Origin of the sequence: Neochlamydia sp. AcF95 (assembly GCF_018342455.1) — a bacterium.
GTDB lineage: Bacteria > Chlamydiota > Chlamydiia > Chlamydiales > Parachlamydiaceae > Neochlamydia.
This window is the reverse complement of the sequence record NZ_JAEMUC010000031.1, coordinates 24,310-42,880: the sequence shown is the minus strand read 5'-3', so window position 1 is coordinate 42,880 and position 18,571 is coordinate 24,310. Positions and strand designations below refer to the sequence as shown.

Below are 18,571 nucleotides of genomic sequence, written 5' to 3'. Positions count from 1 at the left end.
AGGTTAGATCGATAGAACTAATAAATTAACCCTTCTCAAATGAGAATCCATCGCCTCCTATCTAAAAATACACTGTAGGTTACTTCCAAGAAATTTACCCACAGGTGTTTTTTCCTTACTAGCGACAACTTAAAAAAGAAGTTAGAAGATAAGGCTTTTAGTAGGATAAAATGCTCACCAAATGCTTACAACAAATGCGCGGCTAAAACATTACATACCTATGCATAAGAAAATAAGTGAAAAATAATGGTAGGAAAATTATTCGCCTTGTGTTGAGTAGTTAGCAATTAAAAAAGTTTTTAAATAGCGAAGTTAATGCCTACGAGAAGTTTGAAATAGAAGAACCTGAATAGCTACCTTCTAGCCAAGGAAGCTGGCTTCTCAAGAGTTGCCCTTCGCAAGCAGAAATCCATTCACAATTAAAACCTTTAAATTGTAAGATTACGTAGAACGTCTGATAAAATGGGAGTCTATTTATGGCCTTAGCTAAACGTATTATTCTTTTCCTCGTTGTTAACTTTCTAGTAGTCGCCTTCATTTCATTCATTACCTACTTTTTTAATCTACAACCTTTTTTAATGAAGAAAGGGATCAATTTACCTTCTTTAGCCATTTTCTGCTTGTTATGGGGAATGGGAGGAGCGGTTATTTCTCTACTCTTGTCCAAGGTAATGGCCAAATGGATGGTCGGATTAGAAATGATCGATCCAGATACCCCCGACTTACAAAAACGTGCGGTACTTGAGACAGTCTATCAGCTAGCAAAAAAAGCAGGATTACCTAAAATGCCAGAAGTAGGTATTTATTATTCCCCTGAACTTAATGCCTTTGCTACAGGTCCTTCTCGTTCTAATTCCTTAGTAGCCGTTTCTTCAGGCTTAATAGAGCGGATGGAAAAAAATGAAGTGGACGCGGTCATCGGTCATGAAATTACTCATATAGCTAATGGTGATATGGTAACCATGACCTTATTACAAGGAGTCATTAATGCTTTTGTAATGTTCCTTGCCAGGATAGTAGCTTATGGCATTAGCAAAACTTTCTCTAAAGAGCGTGACGAAGAACCTTCTCCTTTTATGTACCAAATGATCGTTTTTGGTTTAGAAATTGTTTTTATGATTTTAGGCAGCCTAGTAGTCGCAAGCTTTTCTCGCTATCGCGAATATAGAGCGGATGCAGGAAGCGCACGCTTAGTAGGCGCGCCTTCTATGATTGCTGCATTACAAGCTTTGAAAAGTAATTTTGAAGTTAAAGACCCTAATCAAAATCAAGAAGCGATCAACGCTTTTAAAATCTCAGGGACTAAAAATGGCCTCATGCAATGGTTTGCTTCCCATCCCCCTTTAGATGACCGTATTGCTCGCCTGCAGCAGCTTTACCGCTTCTAAATTGGTAATCTTAACAAAAAAATATAGAGAGATTGCGATCGTCCGCAATCTCCTCTCTATGAAAAGTTTCGTGCATGGTTTCTTTTAGATAAAGCTATCTCTTTATACGCTCTCCAAAAACTATATTTGCAAAAGATGTTAAGAAAGCAAACAATCTTTTTTTAAATTAGACCTCTTTCGAAACTCACGTATTTAATTCCCAGTTATAGATTGCTGCAATCAAGTTGAAGCGAAGAGCAAATCTTTTACGTCTATTTCTGTAGCGATCTGCTATAATTTTAAATCGCTTAAGGAGGCCAATGACGTTTTCATTGGTAACTCTTTCTCTGGATAAATTTTGATTTGTTCTTTTGTCCTCTTGAGTTAAAGGATTCTTCTTACTTCTTTTCTTGGGCATCTGGGTTTGGGCATGCAGCTTTTTTAATCCTTGATATCCTGAATCGGTTAACACTCTTATTTGTGGATTGATTTTAACCTGGGATTCTTTGAATAGCCTAAAATCATGCTTTTTACCATTACCATAGGAAGTGCAAATCACTTTCTTACTTTTCTTATCGACTACAAGCTGCGTCTTTAGGGTATGTTTTTTCTTTTTCCCCGAATAATAGCGCTTTTGTTTTTTTTAGGGCGCTCAATAGGCGTTTCTGTAGCATCAACCAAAATAACCTCATATTCTGTATCGCTTTTCAATAGCTCTTTACGTCCCGGTAAAGCAAAATCTGGATGCTTGATTAACGTATCTTCAATCCACTTCACCGCTTTATAAGCTGAGCTTTCACTGATTCCATAGCTTTGGCTAATATGGAAATAGGTCCTATATTCTCGCATATATTCCAATGCCATCAACAGCATATCTTCTAAACGTAGTTTATATTTACGCCCGCCTTTAATCTTCTTGGCCGCATCGGCTTGCTGTAAAATTTGCACCATCTTATCAAAAGTACTACGCTTTATCCCTGTCAATCTGCGAAAGCGTTCATCATCTAATTTCTCTATCTTATCAAATTTCATGGCGCCTCCTTTAAATGTTGAGTCACCATTTTACTAAAATTCACATTTTATTCCAGTTTCGAAAGAGGTCTATTATAATAATGGAAAACTTTTGTAAAAGAAGGCGAAGCTCCGATGCCCCATTCGTAACACTGCCCTATAACAAACTAAGCTTCCTTAGGTTCCTGATTAGCAATCACCACCAATTGGGTAAATTAGCTCTTATTTATTTGACGGATACATAAAAGGGCTCTTTCCAAGCTATTAAGAGAAACACCTAGCTTTATATGATCGTTCCATAACAGAGAAGAAAAAGAAGCTTCATTATCATTGGCTCGTAATTCCATAGATAAAGGCTCCAAACACCCCTTGATTTCTTTAGAAATCACTATAAAATCTTAAAGATACCCTCCTCATACACATCATAAATTTGGATAACTTGCTAATAATTTCTGTATTTAAACCTAGAAGAAGACAGGCATGGAGAGGGAAAGAAAGGGCAATATATGCTCATCTTTAAACTAAGAGAAATCTATAACCTATCTTCTTAAAATTAAACCCATGCACTTGTCCTTACTCTTCTAGGGAGTAGAGGAGGAATAAGCCTGGTGGCTATTTCTACTTGATGTTCTGCCCCCCATTTGCGTAATTTAATACCAGGTAGGATCTCTTCAGCTTGCTTTTCAACAACTTTTAGCTCTTCCTTAGTAGACGATGGTAAAGGCTCTGCTAAATTAGCAAGAACCTCGACAGATTTATTTAGAATTTCCTCATGCTGTTCTTGCATCTTTTGCTGGAGGCGCAACAAATCGAAACGGGTCTGCTCTTTTTTGATAATCTCTTTTTCTAGAATAAGCTGTTTGGCGTAATCTCTTATCTCTTGTTGATGTTGGTCATATAGCCTATTCCTATATTCTTGGATAGCCTTCTCTGTAATGCTTCTCATGCGCCTTACAAAGTCGCGAGTACTTTCTTGGATGATAAAGGCTTTCACTTTTTGAGGATCGATCTCCCTTTTAGTCGCTACATTTGCAGTTTTGGAAGAAATCTCGGCATTTTGCTTAGAGTGAGTAATAGGTAGATTTTCCTGGTCTTGCTCAATTTTGTTATCTTGTTCTTGCGCAAAGATAGCTAAATTGTTAACAGCTAAAATATAAGTGGCATATTGGGTAAACTTTTGCTTAAAAACTTCTAATTCTTCAGGACTAAGTTCCACAGCTTTTCCATCAACAAACTTGTGGAAAGTATTTTCCCGTAAGAATTTATCTATAAAGCTACGATGTTCTTTATGGCTCAACTTATTTTGGCTAAGGAACTTTTCTGCTGCCTCCTTAGCCCCCACATACTGATCGCCTACTTTAACAAACTTATCGGCTAAATGGGAATGTAGATCGGGAAGTAAGCCTTTAAGCTCTTGTACAGCTTTTAGGTCGGCTTTTCTATCATGCTTTTCTGTAGCAGGAACACTTGCTTTCGAAAGGTTTTTCTTTGAAATATTTACAAGCTTACTAGCATCTAGGGTACCCATATTTTTTATTATTTCTTTACTTTCTTCTGCTTGCAATCTAACTGAACTGGAAATTTTTATTTGAGGTGTTTGAGTAATGTCTTCCGTTACCTCCACTAACTCATTGGTATGAATGTCTTCTATTGTTTTTTCTACAATTGCTTGTTTACCAACATTTTTAGCTTCTTGATGTTCTGCTACTTTTGTTTCTTCAATCACTGTAATTTCTTCTACATTTACTTTTGCTTCTTCAGTATTTGCGTTTACTTCCTCGCCATTTACTTCTACTTCTTCTAGTGTAACGATTTTCTTTTCTTCGTCTGTCTCTACAATACGTTTTACTTGTAGATATGCTTCTAATGAACCTTCTATCTCATTCTCCTGGCCTTTAAAGTGAATCTTTTCGCCTTCTTCTTTTATCGTACCCCAATCTTCCAATTCGAAAGAAGGTTCCTCTAACTCTTCGATAGAATTAAAAGCCAATTCAAGAGCTTTAGTAATTTCTACCGCTTTTGCCTCTGTTACAAAATCTCTTTTCGATTCGGAGGATTGATTAAAACTAGGAGATAAATTCTCTTGCACCTTAATTACATCGTTATCATAAGCAATCGATTGTACGCCTTCTATAGCATTGAGATAATTTTGCCTTTTAGTCTCCTCAGTGATAGCTCTGCTCTGTAAAAAAGTATCTTTTCCCACTTTATTGCTTTCTATTTTGCTTTTATTTAACTGAGATAAGCTAGAATAGGATTGAGAGGAGAAATGATTGAAGTAAGATCCTTGATGATTGGTAAAATTCATACTACTCATACATGTCTCCTAGGGATAATCTTTACTATTTTTATTATACTTTAGGCTTATTTTGATAAGCAATAAATAATATTATTTTTTTTGAAAAACATCAAGATTATTTAAGGCATCTACGGACTAAAAATTATAAATATTTTTTTAAATTTATTTTAAGTTTTTATAAAGGTTCATTAAAGAATTTGTAAGAAATATGGAGAGTTATTATAGTCTTTCTTTGAATCGCTAAACTTTAAACCAAGGAAATTTTATGACCCCCATATCTACTTCTTCAGCAGAATATAAACAATTTAAAGAATCATTTACCCAGTATGCTCAATATACTGCTGCGGTTAACAATTTAAGAATTTTTGCTGAAGAACAAGCTACTCAAAATCTCAGACAATTTGTGGAGGAAAATAAAGAAAGCTATAAAGCTCATCTACAACAAGAAGCTAAGCAAATCGCAGAAAAAAAAGCAGAGTTAGCCGCTAAAAGGGTAGATATAGCTGCTAGAAAAGAAGAGTTAGCTGCTAGAAAAGAAGGCATAGCTACTAGAAGAGAACAGTTGAAAGCTACATCAGAACAATTAAATAAAGAACGTGAAGATGCGGAAATAAAGCTTGCTCAGGCAGAAGCAAAAGTAGAAAGAGGTAGAGCATTACAAGAAAAAGGAAGAGCATTATCCAAATTGGCAGATGTAAGGGTTTTTTGCACTGCTTTAGGCTTACCCCAACCTCAAGAAAATGATTTAGAAAGAATCAATCAAATCGCTTCCACTTATTTTCCCAATGGAGAAATTGGTGATATTAATGGGCAAATAACTCTCTTTTCTATGAGTCCTATTGAAAAATTTATTGCAGAAACAGGAAGCACTACAAACAAGCTTAATTTTACTCCTATCCGTATTGTTCATGATCCTAAAAACCTGGTAGAATTTTTACAAAAGCCTGGATGCCGTATCAAATTTTTAGGCTTTGACGCTCGTATTAAAGATACCTTGGAGCAGCAGCTAGATGCAGTTTGCCCCAAAGAAGGCCGAACATTTAAAATAATGTATGTAGCACCCAAGAAATAATATTTTTTAATTAGTATTTTCTCTTAAGAGCTTAAGGAGGAGGCAAGGCTATTTTCCTTTCTCCTCCCATCTTAAACACCACGCCATCAAGTTAAAGTCCTTGGTGATTAGTAGAATCCAAATATTCACACACGTCCCCTAAGATAAATACTTTAAGCCTATTTTGATAAGCAATCAATAATACACTTATGGACAGCTTCTTATGCAATTATATACTTAATAAAAATCTCCTTTTTAAGGAGACAAGGAGCTGTCAAAAACATCCCATTCTAGCCTTACCCAATACAATTAAGATCAAGTTTTTAATTAAAAAGCTTTGCTTTCAAATACCTAATTCGGACATAAGCATTTCTACACCATAAGGAAATAAATTTACTTACAGTTTTCAAAGGATAGGAGATAAACCTTTTAAAAAAGACTTTCAAGCGAGAATTTTTTTTGATGTTTTTTAAGCTATGAAAATCTTTAGGCTGTGCTTGAACGCCTATTTTTTTTCTAGTTATTTGATTGAAATTATTAATCTTTTTTTCTTGTGACCTACTACTACTTTCAAGGTGCAGGCATTCCTCGTTAGGAATATTATTTTCTTCACCCTGCTTTGTATGATACAAAACTATTTGGCAGCCCCATTCTTCTATACTTGGCACTTTCTTAAGGTTATGTTTTACCTCATCCGTATGGAAAATTGTGAATCCTGCATACCCCCATTCATTAATTTTATTATTAATTAAGATTCTTAATTCATTCAGTTGTTGATAAATTTTTTCTTCGTTAGAGGTTTTAAACCTACTAGGAAGCAGTGACGGAAATATAGAAGATGAAGAGGATTGATTTCTAAAACCAATTAATGTAGCCATTTTGTTGATAGGAATACCGTAATACTCCCCTGTCTTCATACAAATACTTATGGATGCATAGCCATGAAGTTCTTTAAAACGTTCAAAATATCCAATTAAACCACATAATGGCACCTGAGGCTCATTGTATTCAATATCGCCAGATAAATAAGTTTTATTAGAAGGAATTGTACTAATTTTATGGAGTTTATCTATGTCTCTTTGTAATAGAACACTAGCGCCTAGAGGCATGTTGATACAAAGCTCATCAAACTCAGCTTCCATCTCCTGGAGAGATCTTTGTTTAGTGAGATCAGGATGGTTAGCTACTACATGTCTAATGTGAAGTAAAGCATTTTCTGCTTTTTTTACTAGTTCGCTATATTCAATGGCTGTAATATCATCCCTTACCTTTATAGCGATCTGATGATAATGATTAAAAAGAGCAAAATTTTCTTCAAAGACCTTCATTGCTGTAGCATGAGTTGGCTGGACTAAAGCTCTATTGTCTGCTTGTACTGCAGAAATGGATGGAAAGTTATCTTTAGGAGAAAACTGATCAAGATTATTCTTAGGACATCTATTATCCGGGTTTACATTCATTTTTATTTTCCTAGTAAGCCTTTTTAAAACATCATTTATATATATATATATATATATTCACATCTAACGCAAAATAATTTAATTACCGTTTAGCTTTAAATCAAGGCTAATAATTTGGTGTATAATTATATAATATCAAAAATTTAAATTAAAAACAAAGATATTTCTCAGTTAATAGAAAGTGCACTAAATAAAGATTTTAACATTATTTGCTGGATCATCTTAAGTTGTGCTTATCTAAAAACAAGAAGGCATCTGAGTGCTACAGTAGCAATTAAACTGTCCTAGACAGCACTTGACCTGATAAACAGTAGGTAACTGGTAGACACTATTTTTGTTAATTGTAACTTATCTAATATCTTTTCTTACGCAAGAGGTTTTGCATCTAAGAATGTTTCTAAAGGCGTCTTGCCAAGACAATACTTTCCTGTATGTGTTCTCTCATTATTATACTCATTCATCCATTTATCTACATCCTCTTGTAGTTCTTCAACATTTTTAAACACTTTCTTCCTAAAAGCTATGGCATAAAATTCTTTTTTGGATGGCCTGATAGAATTTTTCGTAGATTCCATTGGTTTAAAGGATGTCTGGCGTTAGTGCGAGAATGGCTAATATTTTCGATAGCCAAATAAAGCTCATACTCATGATTCTCTCTTGCTCCACAGTACTCTGTACATGATCGGTCACTATTCTTAAAACGCGAACATCTTGCTTTTTAAACCAAGGAATGACTTGATCCTTTAAGCATATCTGCGCTACCAATGCATTTTTCCTATCGTATAGCTTAACGAAAGCTACCTTAAAATAGGAGTACAATCACGGTATGTTGATAAATGCGTCTAAACACCTTAATAGTGCTTACGTAATAATTATTTTGAAATAATAAATAGCCTAAATGCTCAGTTACAATTTCGCCATGCGCTTCGTTTTCTTCCTTGGCTTTTTCAAGAGCTTTTAGTTGGTCCTCTGTTAATATCATTTATGCTTAAAGCCATCTTAAGCTTCCAATGCTTTGAGACGCTTTTGAAAGGTTTTAAAGATTGTATCTTTAGCCAAACAGAACGCTCATCTCCCGTCGAAATAAAAACTTCTTGTTTCTTCAAGCTTGTTACATACTTTTAATTGTCCATAAGCAGGCTTTTGAAGAGAAAAATTCACAACAGATTTTTCAATAGACCCGTCCACTCTGTTTTTTATGCAGGGTTTTTTACGGGTCATATCTTGAAGAGCTGCCTCTCCACCTTTTTCATAAAATTCTTTAAATCTATAAAAACTATTCTAAAATATTCCATCATTTTACATGCATAGAATATATTTCCTAATGTTTCTGCTAGCTTTGAAACCCCGAGTGTATTTTTTATAACTTTTTGATGAGTTGCTAAATTTGGCATTTTTTGCACTCTTTGCTGCTCTTGGAGCCGCTCACTTCAACTTCCGTCCTATTAATTTAAATGGGCGACAGGGCTTCAAGCTTCTCAGCTTTTAACACTTCTTTCTTTTATCTTTATCACAAATGTCAGGTTACGTCCTAATCTATTACACTTTAAGGATAGTTTTGACCATCTGTTTCTTTTATTGCTCTTTCCAATTAGTGGTTTGGCGTGGCTTTTAAACAAAATTTTGTGCCATTCAACTTTAAATTATCTACAAGAATCATCTACCTAGCAAAAAATGGAAATTAATAAGTGAATATCTTTTTCAATCATTTTAACCTTACAACTTTGGTTTTTTTTTGTAGGTAAAAAATGCTTTTAAGCCATCTGGAGGCCTTTTCTCCGCTATTTCCTTATCCGATCACTCGCATCGATTAATTTATAGATCTTTTTTCCTAGCAAGATTGTGTCTTAGAAAAAAATCAATCGCAGCTTTTTCTCATTGCCCAATAATGCTTTTAACTTTATAGAAAATGATTGACAGGTTGTGAAAAAAATCTTATATAGCTAATGTTTTGGATTGTAATAAAAATTTTAACTATTAGATCAAAACAAGGTAAAAAGCGCCTAAGATTAAGACTGGAGATAGTTTTTACTTCTTACCTCAATAAGCGACAGCAAAGTAAGCATTTAGTCTAATATATAAAAATAGGCTTGCAAAGCCAAAACCTTATGTAGCTACCATGAATTTCAAAGAGGTAAATACTTAAAAATATATAAAGCATAAACAAATAGAAGCTTATTACTGGATCAGGAAACGTACATGGATTTCTTAGCAGTGCTGTCTTTCGAACTATTTCGCATCAGCTAAGCTTGCTTTTCCTTCCAGGGGCTTCTTAATAATAATTACCCAAATTCTTTAAATGCAGATTAGCAAATAAAGTTAAAGCAGCATAAATACCTTTTTATGGAAAGAGGATCAGGAAAGAGAAAAATTATCATTCCACGAACAATTGAGCATAAAGCTTGAAGAGCTGTAAGAACAACATTTTTTACAGTTATTAAAGCGGGATAATGTTGCAGAGCTGTAGGAATGTTCCGGAAATTGAAAAAGGTTATGAAAAAGTTATAGAAAATATGCAAGATTTGTTGGAATTATTCCTTTCGGTAGTGATATTAAATAAAAAAGAATAAGGCATAACAAAAGAACTGTAAAATTTATTTGTCTCAGGGCTGGGATGCTAATATTTTATATTTCAAATAATGATTTATTTATACGCGGCACAAAGAAAACTAAAGTAATCTGAAAAGTGTTACAAGGCAGGAAAACATATGAGTTTTTAAGTAAATATAGTTGGTTATTTATCAAAAAAAATAAATATTAGTTTACTATTTAGACGATTAAAAAGGAAAAATATGACTGCAAGTGGTTTAAATGGAGGAACCCTAGTGGGTTTACCTGATTATAGAGTCAATGACTTAATAAGAGAACAAATTCCAGATAACACTTTTACAAGTGTAACTGTCAAAACAGTAATGCATAGATTTTTTGGAGAAGAAACAGAAATAACCTCTAGAAAGATAACTTTGGAAAGATCCAACCTATCAGTGGGGTGGGAAGTAGCGAGAGCCTTCTTTCTCCAACTTTTTAATGAAGCAGGAGCTAGGTCGCGTTACCGTGATAATCCACGTGCTATAAACGGAAACTTAGTAGCATCGTTTTTAGCTCTTGATCCTGCTTTGGATGATAGAGAGCAGGCGCGTGCGGAGGAAGAGTTAAAAATTGTTTATGCTAGATGCATGACCATCACGCTTTATATTTCGGATGATTGTAATTATTTGGATGCTGAGACTTTGAAAGAACATAAAGCACTAGTAGGTGCTCGTAATATAGCTAAATGTATCTTATCTTAATAGTAAGATATTTAGATAAAAGCGTATTCAGTAAAAATATAAGCTTTTATAAGACAAAATAAAATAAATTAAAAAAACATACCATACACAACTATATATATGAATTAAAAGGAGTTAAAATGGAGCCAGAATATCGTATAAACGGAGGAAACCTTGCCAACCTACCTGACTATAAAGTAGCCGATTTAATTAGTGAAAATATTCCTGCGGAAACTTATACCAGTATTCACGTTAAAAGTTTAATGTATCGTTTTCCTTTAACTGAAGAAGATATTAAAGCTCGTAAGGTTTTCTTAGAGGTTTCTCGTCTCTCAACAACATGGCAATCTTTTAGAGTTGTTTTAGAGAAAATGCTGGGAGTGCGTGTTGATAATAATGTCCAAATGGATGAGGGCTTAATAGCGGGCCAACTCTTGGGAAATTATTCGGATGATGCAGAATTACGAGATGCAGGCATTGAAGAAGTTAAAAGAGCTTATGCAGAGTGTATGAATGTTGAATTGATAATATCAGAGGATTGTAATTTTTGCGAGATAAACCTACAGCAGCAAAAATTTTATATTATGGCTAAAAAAGTAGGAAATGTAGCTAATTTTGTTATTAAAACAAGTTTAAAAGTAGGCCCTATGGTCCCCAAAGTATTTTCTTTGTTTAAATAACAATAAGTTAAAATTGGCTTAAAAGAAAGTTTTTAGAGTAAAAAAACAGGAAAGACTTACAGCTTGAATAAATTTATCCTTAGAAAGATTTTTACTCTCCTCGAACTAGGTCTCTAAATTAAAGGAGTTAAATAATGAGTCCGGAAATAAATATAAATTGTCCTTATGTAACTTTGCCATTTAATATGGATATGCAGCCAAGCCAAGAATCAGAGTCAGAGGAAGCAAATGAAGCGTTAGAATTATGCTTAGATAATAAAGATGTTATTCCACTCGAAAGCTATCAAAAAATGCTACCTGTAGAATTAGATAAACATTTTAAGGAGCAATTTAACGAATTTATTGAATGTAATCAAGCTGCTCAAGCTATTTTAAAAAATAATGCTGATAGCTTGGAGTATTCACAATGTGTGAGCGAAGCCGAAAAAAAGTTTGAAAATATAAAAAATATTATTAAAGCTTTAAGCAGTTTGCAACAGCCTACAGAATTTCACGAATTGCAGTATAACGAACTAACAGGATCGCTTCAAAATATGCATTCTTCCATTCCGCAAGGCAATAGTATTGTTTTAAGAAAAGACAGGGAAAGGAATTCAGATTCACATGCAAATCATTCTCATAGAGTTATGCCATCTCATACCAGTTTGCCTTTAATGCAGCAAAGCCAAGAATTAGAACTGGAAGGAATTAAAAAAGCATTAAAATTATGCTTAGATAATAAAGATGTTATTCCACTCGAAAGCTATCAAAAAATGCTACCTGTAGAATTAGATAAACATTTTAAGGAGCAATTTAACGAATTTATTGAATGTAATCAAGCTGCTCAAGCTATTTTAAAAAATAATGCTGATAGCTTGGAGTATTCACAATGTGTGAGCGAAGCCGAAAAAAAGTTTGAAAATATAAAAAATATTATTAAAGCTTTAAGCAGTTTGCAACAGCCTACAGAATTTCACGAATTGCAGTATAACGAACTAACAAGATCGCTTCAAAATATGCATTCTTCTATTCCTCTAGGCAATAGTATTGTTTTAAGAAAAGACATAGAAATGATGCGAACCATTTCTTCAGTACCTCAAGAAAAAACATATCATTCCCCCTCTCATGGAACTTTTTATGAACCACAAATCAGCCCAGCAGCTCTAGGAGGATGGTTTCATAAACATCTCATTGAGAATAGCTATGAAGGAGTTAGTATAGCCCGTAAAATCGATTGCATATACGATCATCAGCTAAATACAATGTGTACCCTCATAGGACTTAAAAAGAAAAAATATAAAAGAGATGAGGAAGGAATTCAAAAGCATTCTTCTTCTCAAAAAACTATTAAAGGATCTACTTTAAAGGTAGATCAGCAGGGGATAGAGCACCCCTCTCATCGTTTTCCTAGTAGGGTGAAACAGAAAATTAAAGAAAATGGCGTAAAAATGCCTGGAGGAGGGGTTCTTGAAAGTATTGCACATTATCTAGCTTCGAACTGGTCAGTAGAGTTTTTTAATCCTAGTAAAGAGAAAAGTTTGGAAGAAATCAGGGCTTTACAAAAGAATGTTCTCGATGGAATTTGTGAGGCCTTACCAGAAATGTTAGGCCCATGGAATTATGAAAAATGGGAAGTTGGTACTTCAAAAGATCTTATAGAAAAATATGAGGTTTCCCCTAGCGTAGCAAATGAAGCTGATTATGTTATATTGTTCCATAAAAAATGTGAGCAACCGCTTGCATGAAAAAATGTTTCTTTAAATAGCATGAACTCAAAATAATAAATTCGACCCTTTGGTTATGGAAGGAACAATAAATATACCCTAACCAAAGGGGTTTACGTAAATGGTCGCCGAAAACAAAGAATTTTAGATATAGTGATTTAAATTTTATATTTCTTTTTATCAATATATACTTAAAAAAGAGTAATCAATAGTTTGAGCAAGAGTAGAAAATTGGCTTAAGTTTGCTGCTACAATTTTCTTAAAATTAGCTCAAAAGGTTTAAATAGGGTTTAAATCGGGAGAATAGGGCGGTAAAAATAGAATCTCACATCCTGCCTTTTTGATAAGCTTATGAGTTGCTTGCGATTTGGAAGGTAGCATTATCCATCCGGCATGCCGCGAGTTAACTTCTCTCGTCTTCTAATTTATGCCAAGGAGGTTTAAAACCAGTAAAATGGCCCTCCTTTTAGGGTTTAAATTAAGAGTTAATTCTTTTATGCTTTCATGTATAGAGCCTAAGGCAGAATATAATCCATTAATTATCAACAAATTAACCCTTTCCCTGTAATCATAATCACTCTGGAATCTGGAAAGACTACCTGGACTATCATCATCCCGTGGGTAATTTTGTTACTCATTGCAAAACTAATTTTAAGGTAATCAAGACCCGTGCACTACACTTTTCCATCGTGTATGTCCTCACTTTCTTTGCTTTAAAAAGACCAAGATTAGCGTTTTCTAAAAAAACTTAAGGTAATTTCCAGTATCAATAAAAATAACATCCGAGAATCGCTATAACCTGCGGAATGGTGGATACAAGAATGTCTAGGACTATATTAAGGAGAGAATAGGTTTTCGTGGCACCTTTTTATCTATAATTTCCGCAAGGCTGCCATACCGATTGAATGACGTTTACTAATTGAAGAAGCATGGTCAAACTGCAGGCCGCCCTCAGCATCCCAGCTTCCCCCTTGCACTTGAGCGCTATAAAAATTTTCTTGATAGCGTATATGCGTATAATAGGTCCAAGGCTTATCGCTAAATAGACCTGTCTTAAAATTAAAATGCTGAGCTAGAATACATACAGCTGCCTGTAGAGCTGAAGAAACTGCGTAAAAGATTGAGGTTCTTTAGCAAGATCAGCGACAAGGCCTTGTTGGATCTCATACTTTTTCTTTCTGATTCCTTGGAAGGACATCTTTCGTCATGAGCACCCACTGTGATTTCTCAAGAGGCTTAGCTCCTAATTCGTTAACGATTAGACGAGGAATTAACCCATAGCCTGTTTGACTATCGGGAAAATATCGCTTTGCCACCGCTCCTAGAGTATTTAAGATAAGAAGTTGGACACTAACAATTCTAGGAGTCCTTACAAGTACATGAGTGTCAATAACCCTTTTCCCTGGAAAAGCTAAGCAAGGGCTTTTAAGAATTTTAAAGATATCGTTAGGTAAAGAGAAAAAATTCTTCTTTAAGATCCTTATCTTTCACTCTCTTTTTTCCACAGGAGATAGCCGATTTTTTGTTACTAAAAGCGATATCTTGACAAACAACTTTCTTTTGGACAAGAGGATCGCTGGCCAATTGTTTCCATTCTTTGCTCACTAAGCAGTTGGCTTCAAAAGAAGTAAAATTTAAATAAAAAGATTTCTAAAAGAAGCTCGCGAGAAAGCTCATTCATAGAAGCTACACCGCTAGCCTCTTGATAGATTAATGTTCGATCACCCTTAGGCTCGATTAGCAAAGATATCACTTTCCTTTAAAAAGTTTGATATGACTCTAAAATTTTAAGTTTAAAAGGTTGATCCTTAGCAGTTATAGGAGCCTTTAATGCAAGCGACCACCCCTGCAAAGCAAGAACCATCTCAAAACTTTAGCAAGCTTTAGTATAGGAGCTAAGCGCCTCCTCTATATGACTTTTAATTTCTGCAAAGACCTGTTCGGGCATATCCTCGCCATTAATGCTAATTACACCGTAACGCTGAGAATAAAATTCCTCTAAAGGCATGGTTTGCTCATTATAAACCTTTAAGCGCTCTTTAACGACTTCCAATCTATCATCTTCCCTTTGATAAAGAGCCTCTTGCCCGCATTTATCGCAGATGCCTGCCCGTAGAGGAGCTGAAAAGAAGCTATTATAAATGGCTCCACATTGCTTACAGATTAGGCGACCTACTGCACGTTTTGTAATCACTTCTTGGTCTACAGCAAGCTTGAAAACGATAACATGTACATCTTTTAATAAAGTTGTACTTACCTTTTCGGCTTGCGCTAAAGTACGGGGTACACCGTCTAACAAATAGCCTCTGTTACAATCGGGCAATCCCACTCTATCATTGACCATTTCTAATACCAGATCATCGGGAACAAGGTGGCCGGCATTTATATATTCTTTAGCTTTCAGCCCTAACAAGGTATTTTTCTTAATATGCTCTCTGAATAAATCTCCCGTGGAAATTTGAGGGAGAGATAAAGTTTGACTAAGTAACTTAGTTTGAGTACCTTTTCCAGAGCCGGGTGCTCCCAGCAAAATGACAATCAATTTCTTTTCCATAATCGTTTCCATTTTCATTTAGAAGAAAAAAAGAATAACCGATGAGAGTTTTTAAAGTCTTCATCGGTTATTCTTTTTTTTGCTTTATCCAATTATTTTGGATGCATAAGAAGGTTCATTAGAAGTTTTACCAGGTGCAGCTAAAGGCTCATCTGCCGGAGGTGGAGGGGGAGGTGTTAAGCCACTTTTTTTATGCAGCTCATCCGCAATCTTAAGTTTCTTGCGTTTTTCTTCCATCGACCATTTGCCATTGATAATATTGTTAATATCTTCCGCGTCTAAAGTCTCAAACTCCATGAGCATTTGAGTCATCAGCTCAACTTCATGGCGCTTGTCGCGAATAATCTGTCTGGCCGTTTCAAGGGCTGCATCCAAGATTTTTCTCACCTCTTCATCAATAGCCTGTGCCGTACTCTCGGAATATTTTTTTTCATGATAACCTTGCATGCCTAAATATTGGCCACTTTCAGACCTTTCATCATAGGCTACAGCTCCAAGCTTATCGCTCATTCCCCATTCGCATACCATGCTACGGGCAATATGTGTAGCTTGATCAATATCTTGCTTGGCTCCACTAGAGATATCACTGACAAAAATTTCTTCAGCCACACGACCGCCCATTAATACTGCGAGTTGATCGATCAGCTCCCTCTTCCAATAACTCAGCCGATTTTTCTTAGGCAAGAACATGGTAGAACCTAAAGAAAGGCCACGGGGTATAATGGTCACTTTATCCACAGGATCAGCATTTTTAACCACCAGGCCGATAATAGCATGACCCGATTCATGGTAAGCTGTGGTAAGTTTTTCATTTTCGTCGATTTCTAAGCTTCGTCTTTCTTTACCATATAAAACCTTATCTCGAGCTTCTACTACTTCACTTGAGGTTACTGCTGAACGGCCTTTGCGTGCAGCAGCAAGCGCAGCTTCATTCAATAAGTTAGCTAAATCGGCACCTGAAGAGCCTGGTGTACTGCGTGCTACGCTCATCAAATCCACGGAAGGATCCATTTTAATTTTGCGCGCATGGACTTTAAGAATATCATAGCGCCCTTTAACATCGGGTAAGCTAATGATCACGCGGCGATCAAAACGACCAGGACGTAGTAAAGCTTTATCTAGCACATCCGGACGATTGGTAGCAGCCATTAAAATTACACCTTCATTCGTATCAAAACCATCCATTTCGACTAAAAGCTGGTTCAAAGTTTGTTCACGTTCATCATGGCCGCCTCCAATACCGGCCCCACGATGGCGTCCCACAGCGTCGATTTCATCGATAAACACAATACAAGGCGCGTTCTTTTTCGCTTGGTCAAATAGATCGCGAATACGGCTAGCTCCTACCCCTACAAACATTTCCACAAAGTCTGAGCCTGAGATGGAAAAAAAGGGACGATCCGCTTCACCGGCCACCGCTTTAGCGACCAAGGTTTTACCTGTACCTGGAGGACCAATGCACAATACGCCTTTGGGAATTTTTCCACCTAAAGCAGTAAATTTTCCTGGACTTTTTAGAAATTCTACAATCTCTTGGAGCTCTTCAATCGCTTCATCTACTCCTGCCACATCCTTGAAAGTAATTTTATTATTACTTTTATTCATTAATTTAGCAGGAGACTTGCCAAAGTTTAAAGCGCTATTGCCCATGCCTCTCATCTGACGTGAGAAAACAAAATAGAGAACTAGCATGACTAACAAGACAGGCAGAAGAGTGAAAAAATAGCTAAGATAATTAGGAGAAGGCTCTTCACTTTTAAAGGTTTTCTCCATAACTACATTCAATGGCTGATCAGGAGCTTTAAAATAGCCGCCTCGATTGCTTTGGAAATTATCCCATTCCTCTTTAGCATTGATAAACCACTGATGGTAGACTTCAGGATCTTGTTTTTCTAAAGTCCTCGTAGAAACCTCTTGGTTATTAAAAAACCAGATGACATTAGTAACCGCTTGACGAGCTTTATCTAGCTGAATTTGATTATCTTCTAAAGCTGATGTTATCCTGGATAGTTCGTCTAAAACTTGTCTGTAATTTCTTACACTCCTTAGTAAAGCTAAGCGCATGCCATTTTGAGGGGTGTTTAATTCATTAATGATTCCCTCTAAATCTTCCACGGCTTTTTTGTAAAGGGTAAGCCGCTCCTCGGGTTTAAGGATAGAACTTTTAGCATGAGAAACTTGGCTATCCAATTTCTTTAAAACTTGTTTAATGGATTCGCTACCAATTCCTAGCAAAGAAGACCGGAAATTTTGAATTAAACCTGATAAAGCATTCCCATATTGATTTAAGGCTTGCTCATCTAAAGAGCCTGAAAAGTTAGCTAATTGTTTTTTTAATTCCAAGAAACTCGTCACTCCACTAGTTTTATTAACTTCATGGATTACAATAGCAGCATTGGGTTGAGCTGGACTATAAAACTGATCGACTACCACATATCCATGAGCTGGTATAGGCAATCCACTCAACTGTAAAAACAACCCTGTGGCCTCTATAATTTTTTCACGTTGTCCATTTAGATCTTTGAGAACGCGTTCTTTTTCGCTTGTCAATTCATGATTGGTATTGAGAAGATCAATGAATTTGAAACGATTTTTCCCTTCTTCAGTTTGACGTTCACGAAACCTACCGCTAAATGTCACTAAATTGTCATTCAGAGCGATTTTACGGCTGTCCTCTGGTTGAATAAGTTGAAGGTTGACCAAATGCTCAAGCTGATAACTAAAAGAGACTTTAGCATGCTTTGTTTCAATAAAATTTTGAACCATCAAAGCGAACAGAAAGGCTGCCATTAGAAACCAAATGAAATTATTGGAAAAACCTTTTCTATCCTGTTTTTTATCTTCATCCATGATTAACCTTATGCACCTTAGCGAGTAATGTGTTTAGAAATTGCTAGCTTAAAAAAAAATTAAACCAGAAATTATTTTAAAACTAATTTTTTTGGGTTAAAAACCATTGTATCAGATAGGCTATTCACCATCAAGTAAGTTCTCAAAGAGCCAAATCTATAGCAAATAAAAGATTTAGGGCTTTTTTTGTTACCCCTTTCAACTTTCTTCTACTCTATAAAATTATATATAATAAATCCCATTAAATAACTTAAAGCTGAATTTTCTTGGTAAAAAATTTTGACAAATTCTTGAAGAGAGTCATCCTGGATTATATTTATCTCAAAA

At 35.4% G+C, this 18,571-nt stretch carries 12 protein-coding genes and 2 pseudogenes; 5 read left to right on the top strand and 9 right to left on the bottom strand.

Translation table 11 applies throughout. The features are described from left to right. Positions 1–476 precede the first annotated feature (476 nt). On the top strand, positions 477–1,388 hold the full coding sequence (htpX, locus tag NEOC95_RS02810) for a protease HtpX (RefSeq protein WP_213151394.1): 912 nt from the start codon (positions 477–479) through the stop codon (positions 1,386–1,388). Between the two features lie 184 nt (positions 1,389–1,572). On the opposite strand, the gene NEOC95_RS02805 is transcribed toward htpX, so the two are convergent. Beyond that, positions 1,573–2,399, bottom strand: a protein-coding gene (locus NEOC95_RS02805; RefSeq protein ID WP_213151392.1) for an IS5 family transposase whose coding sequence is annotated in 2 segments (ribosomal slippage) — positions 1,573–2,012 and positions 2,012–2,399 — 828 coding nt in all. Because the reading frame shifts where the segments join, the coding sequence is not laid out codon by codon here. A 532-nt stretch (positions 2,400–2,931) separates the two neighbouring features. Further along, positions 2,932–4,695, bottom strand: a complete 1,764-nt coding sequence (locus NEOC95_RS02800; protein ID WP_213151391.1) for a hypothetical protein — start codon at positions 4,693–4,695, stop codon at positions 2,932–2,934. A 247-nt stretch (positions 4,696–4,942) separates the two neighbouring features. Between NEOC95_RS02800 and NEOC95_RS02795 the strand changes: the two genes are divergently transcribed. Continuing rightward, complete coding sequence (locus tag NEOC95_RS02795; RefSeq protein WP_213151390.1) at positions 4,943–5,749, top strand: hypothetical protein; 807 nt, start codon at positions 4,943–4,945, stop codon at positions 5,747–5,749. 302 nt (positions 5,750–6,051) lie between these two features. Here the strand turns inward: NEOC95_RS02795 and NEOC95_RS02790 are convergent, their stop codons facing one another. After that, positions 6,052–7,188 (bottom strand): hypothetical protein, encoded by a 1,137-nt coding sequence (locus NEOC95_RS02790; RefSeq protein ID WP_213151389.1) that lies wholly within the window; start codon positions 7,186–7,188, stop codon positions 6,052–6,054. Between the two features lie 365 nt (positions 7,189–7,553). After that, positions 7,554–8,582 (bottom strand): annotated as a pseudogene (locus NEOC95_RS09785) (integrase core domain-containing protein). 1,398 nt (positions 8,583–9,980) lie between these two features. Here NEOC95_RS09785 and NEOC95_RS02775 point away from each other — a divergent pair. From NEOC95_RS02775 to NEOC95_RS02765, 3 genes are all read left to right on the top strand, one after another. Next, positions 9,981–10,478: a hypothetical protein gene (locus NEOC95_RS02775; RefSeq protein WP_213151386.1), complete on the top strand. Its 498-nt coding sequence runs from the start codon at positions 9,981–9,983 to the stop codon at positions 10,476–10,478. A 119-nt stretch (positions 10,479–10,597) separates the two neighbouring features. Then, complete coding sequence (locus NEOC95_RS02770) at positions 10,598–11,137, top strand: hypothetical protein (RefSeq protein ID WP_213151384.1); 540 nt, start codon at positions 10,598–10,600, stop codon at positions 11,135–11,137. Between the two features lie 134 nt (positions 11,138–11,271). Further along, positions 11,272–12,861 (top strand): hypothetical protein, encoded by a 1,590-nt coding sequence (locus NEOC95_RS02765; RefSeq protein WP_213151381.1) that lies wholly within the window; start codon positions 11,272–11,274, stop codon positions 12,859–12,861. Positions 12,862–13,122: 261 nt separating this feature from the next. On the opposite strand, the pseudogene NEOC95_RS09355 reads toward NEOC95_RS02765, so the two are convergent. The 5 genes and pseudogenes from NEOC95_RS09355 to ftsH form a co-directional block, all read right to left on the bottom strand. After that, positions 13,123–13,228: pseudogene (locus tag NEOC95_RS09355) on the bottom strand (transposase); the annotation flags it as partial. A gap of 775 nt (positions 13,229–14,003) precedes the next feature. After that, positions 14,004–14,156 (bottom strand): hypothetical protein, encoded by a 153-nt coding sequence (locus NEOC95_RS02760; protein WP_213151380.1) that lies wholly within the window; start codon positions 14,154–14,156, stop codon positions 14,004–14,006. A gap of 302 nt (positions 14,157–14,458) precedes the next feature. After that, positions 14,459–14,593 (bottom strand): hypothetical protein, encoded by a 135-nt coding sequence (locus NEOC95_RS09485; protein ID WP_283248238.1) that lies wholly within the window; start codon positions 14,591–14,593, stop codon positions 14,459–14,461. Positions 14,594–14,713: 120 nt separating this feature from the next. Next, a complete protein-coding gene (locus tag NEOC95_RS02755) occupies positions 14,714–15,406 on the bottom strand; it encodes an adenylate kinase (protein WP_213151379.1) in 693 nt (230 codons plus the stop codon). A gap of 72 nt (positions 15,407–15,478) precedes the next feature. After that, positions 15,479–18,244 carry an ATP-dependent zinc metalloprotease FtsH gene (ftsH, locus tag NEOC95_RS02750; RefSeq protein ID WP_213151378.1) on the bottom strand — a complete coding sequence of 922 codons (2,766 nt, stop codon included), beginning with the start codon at positions 18,242–18,244 and terminating at the stop codon, positions 15,479–15,481. Between the last annotated feature and the right edge of the window lie 327 nt (positions 18,245–18,571).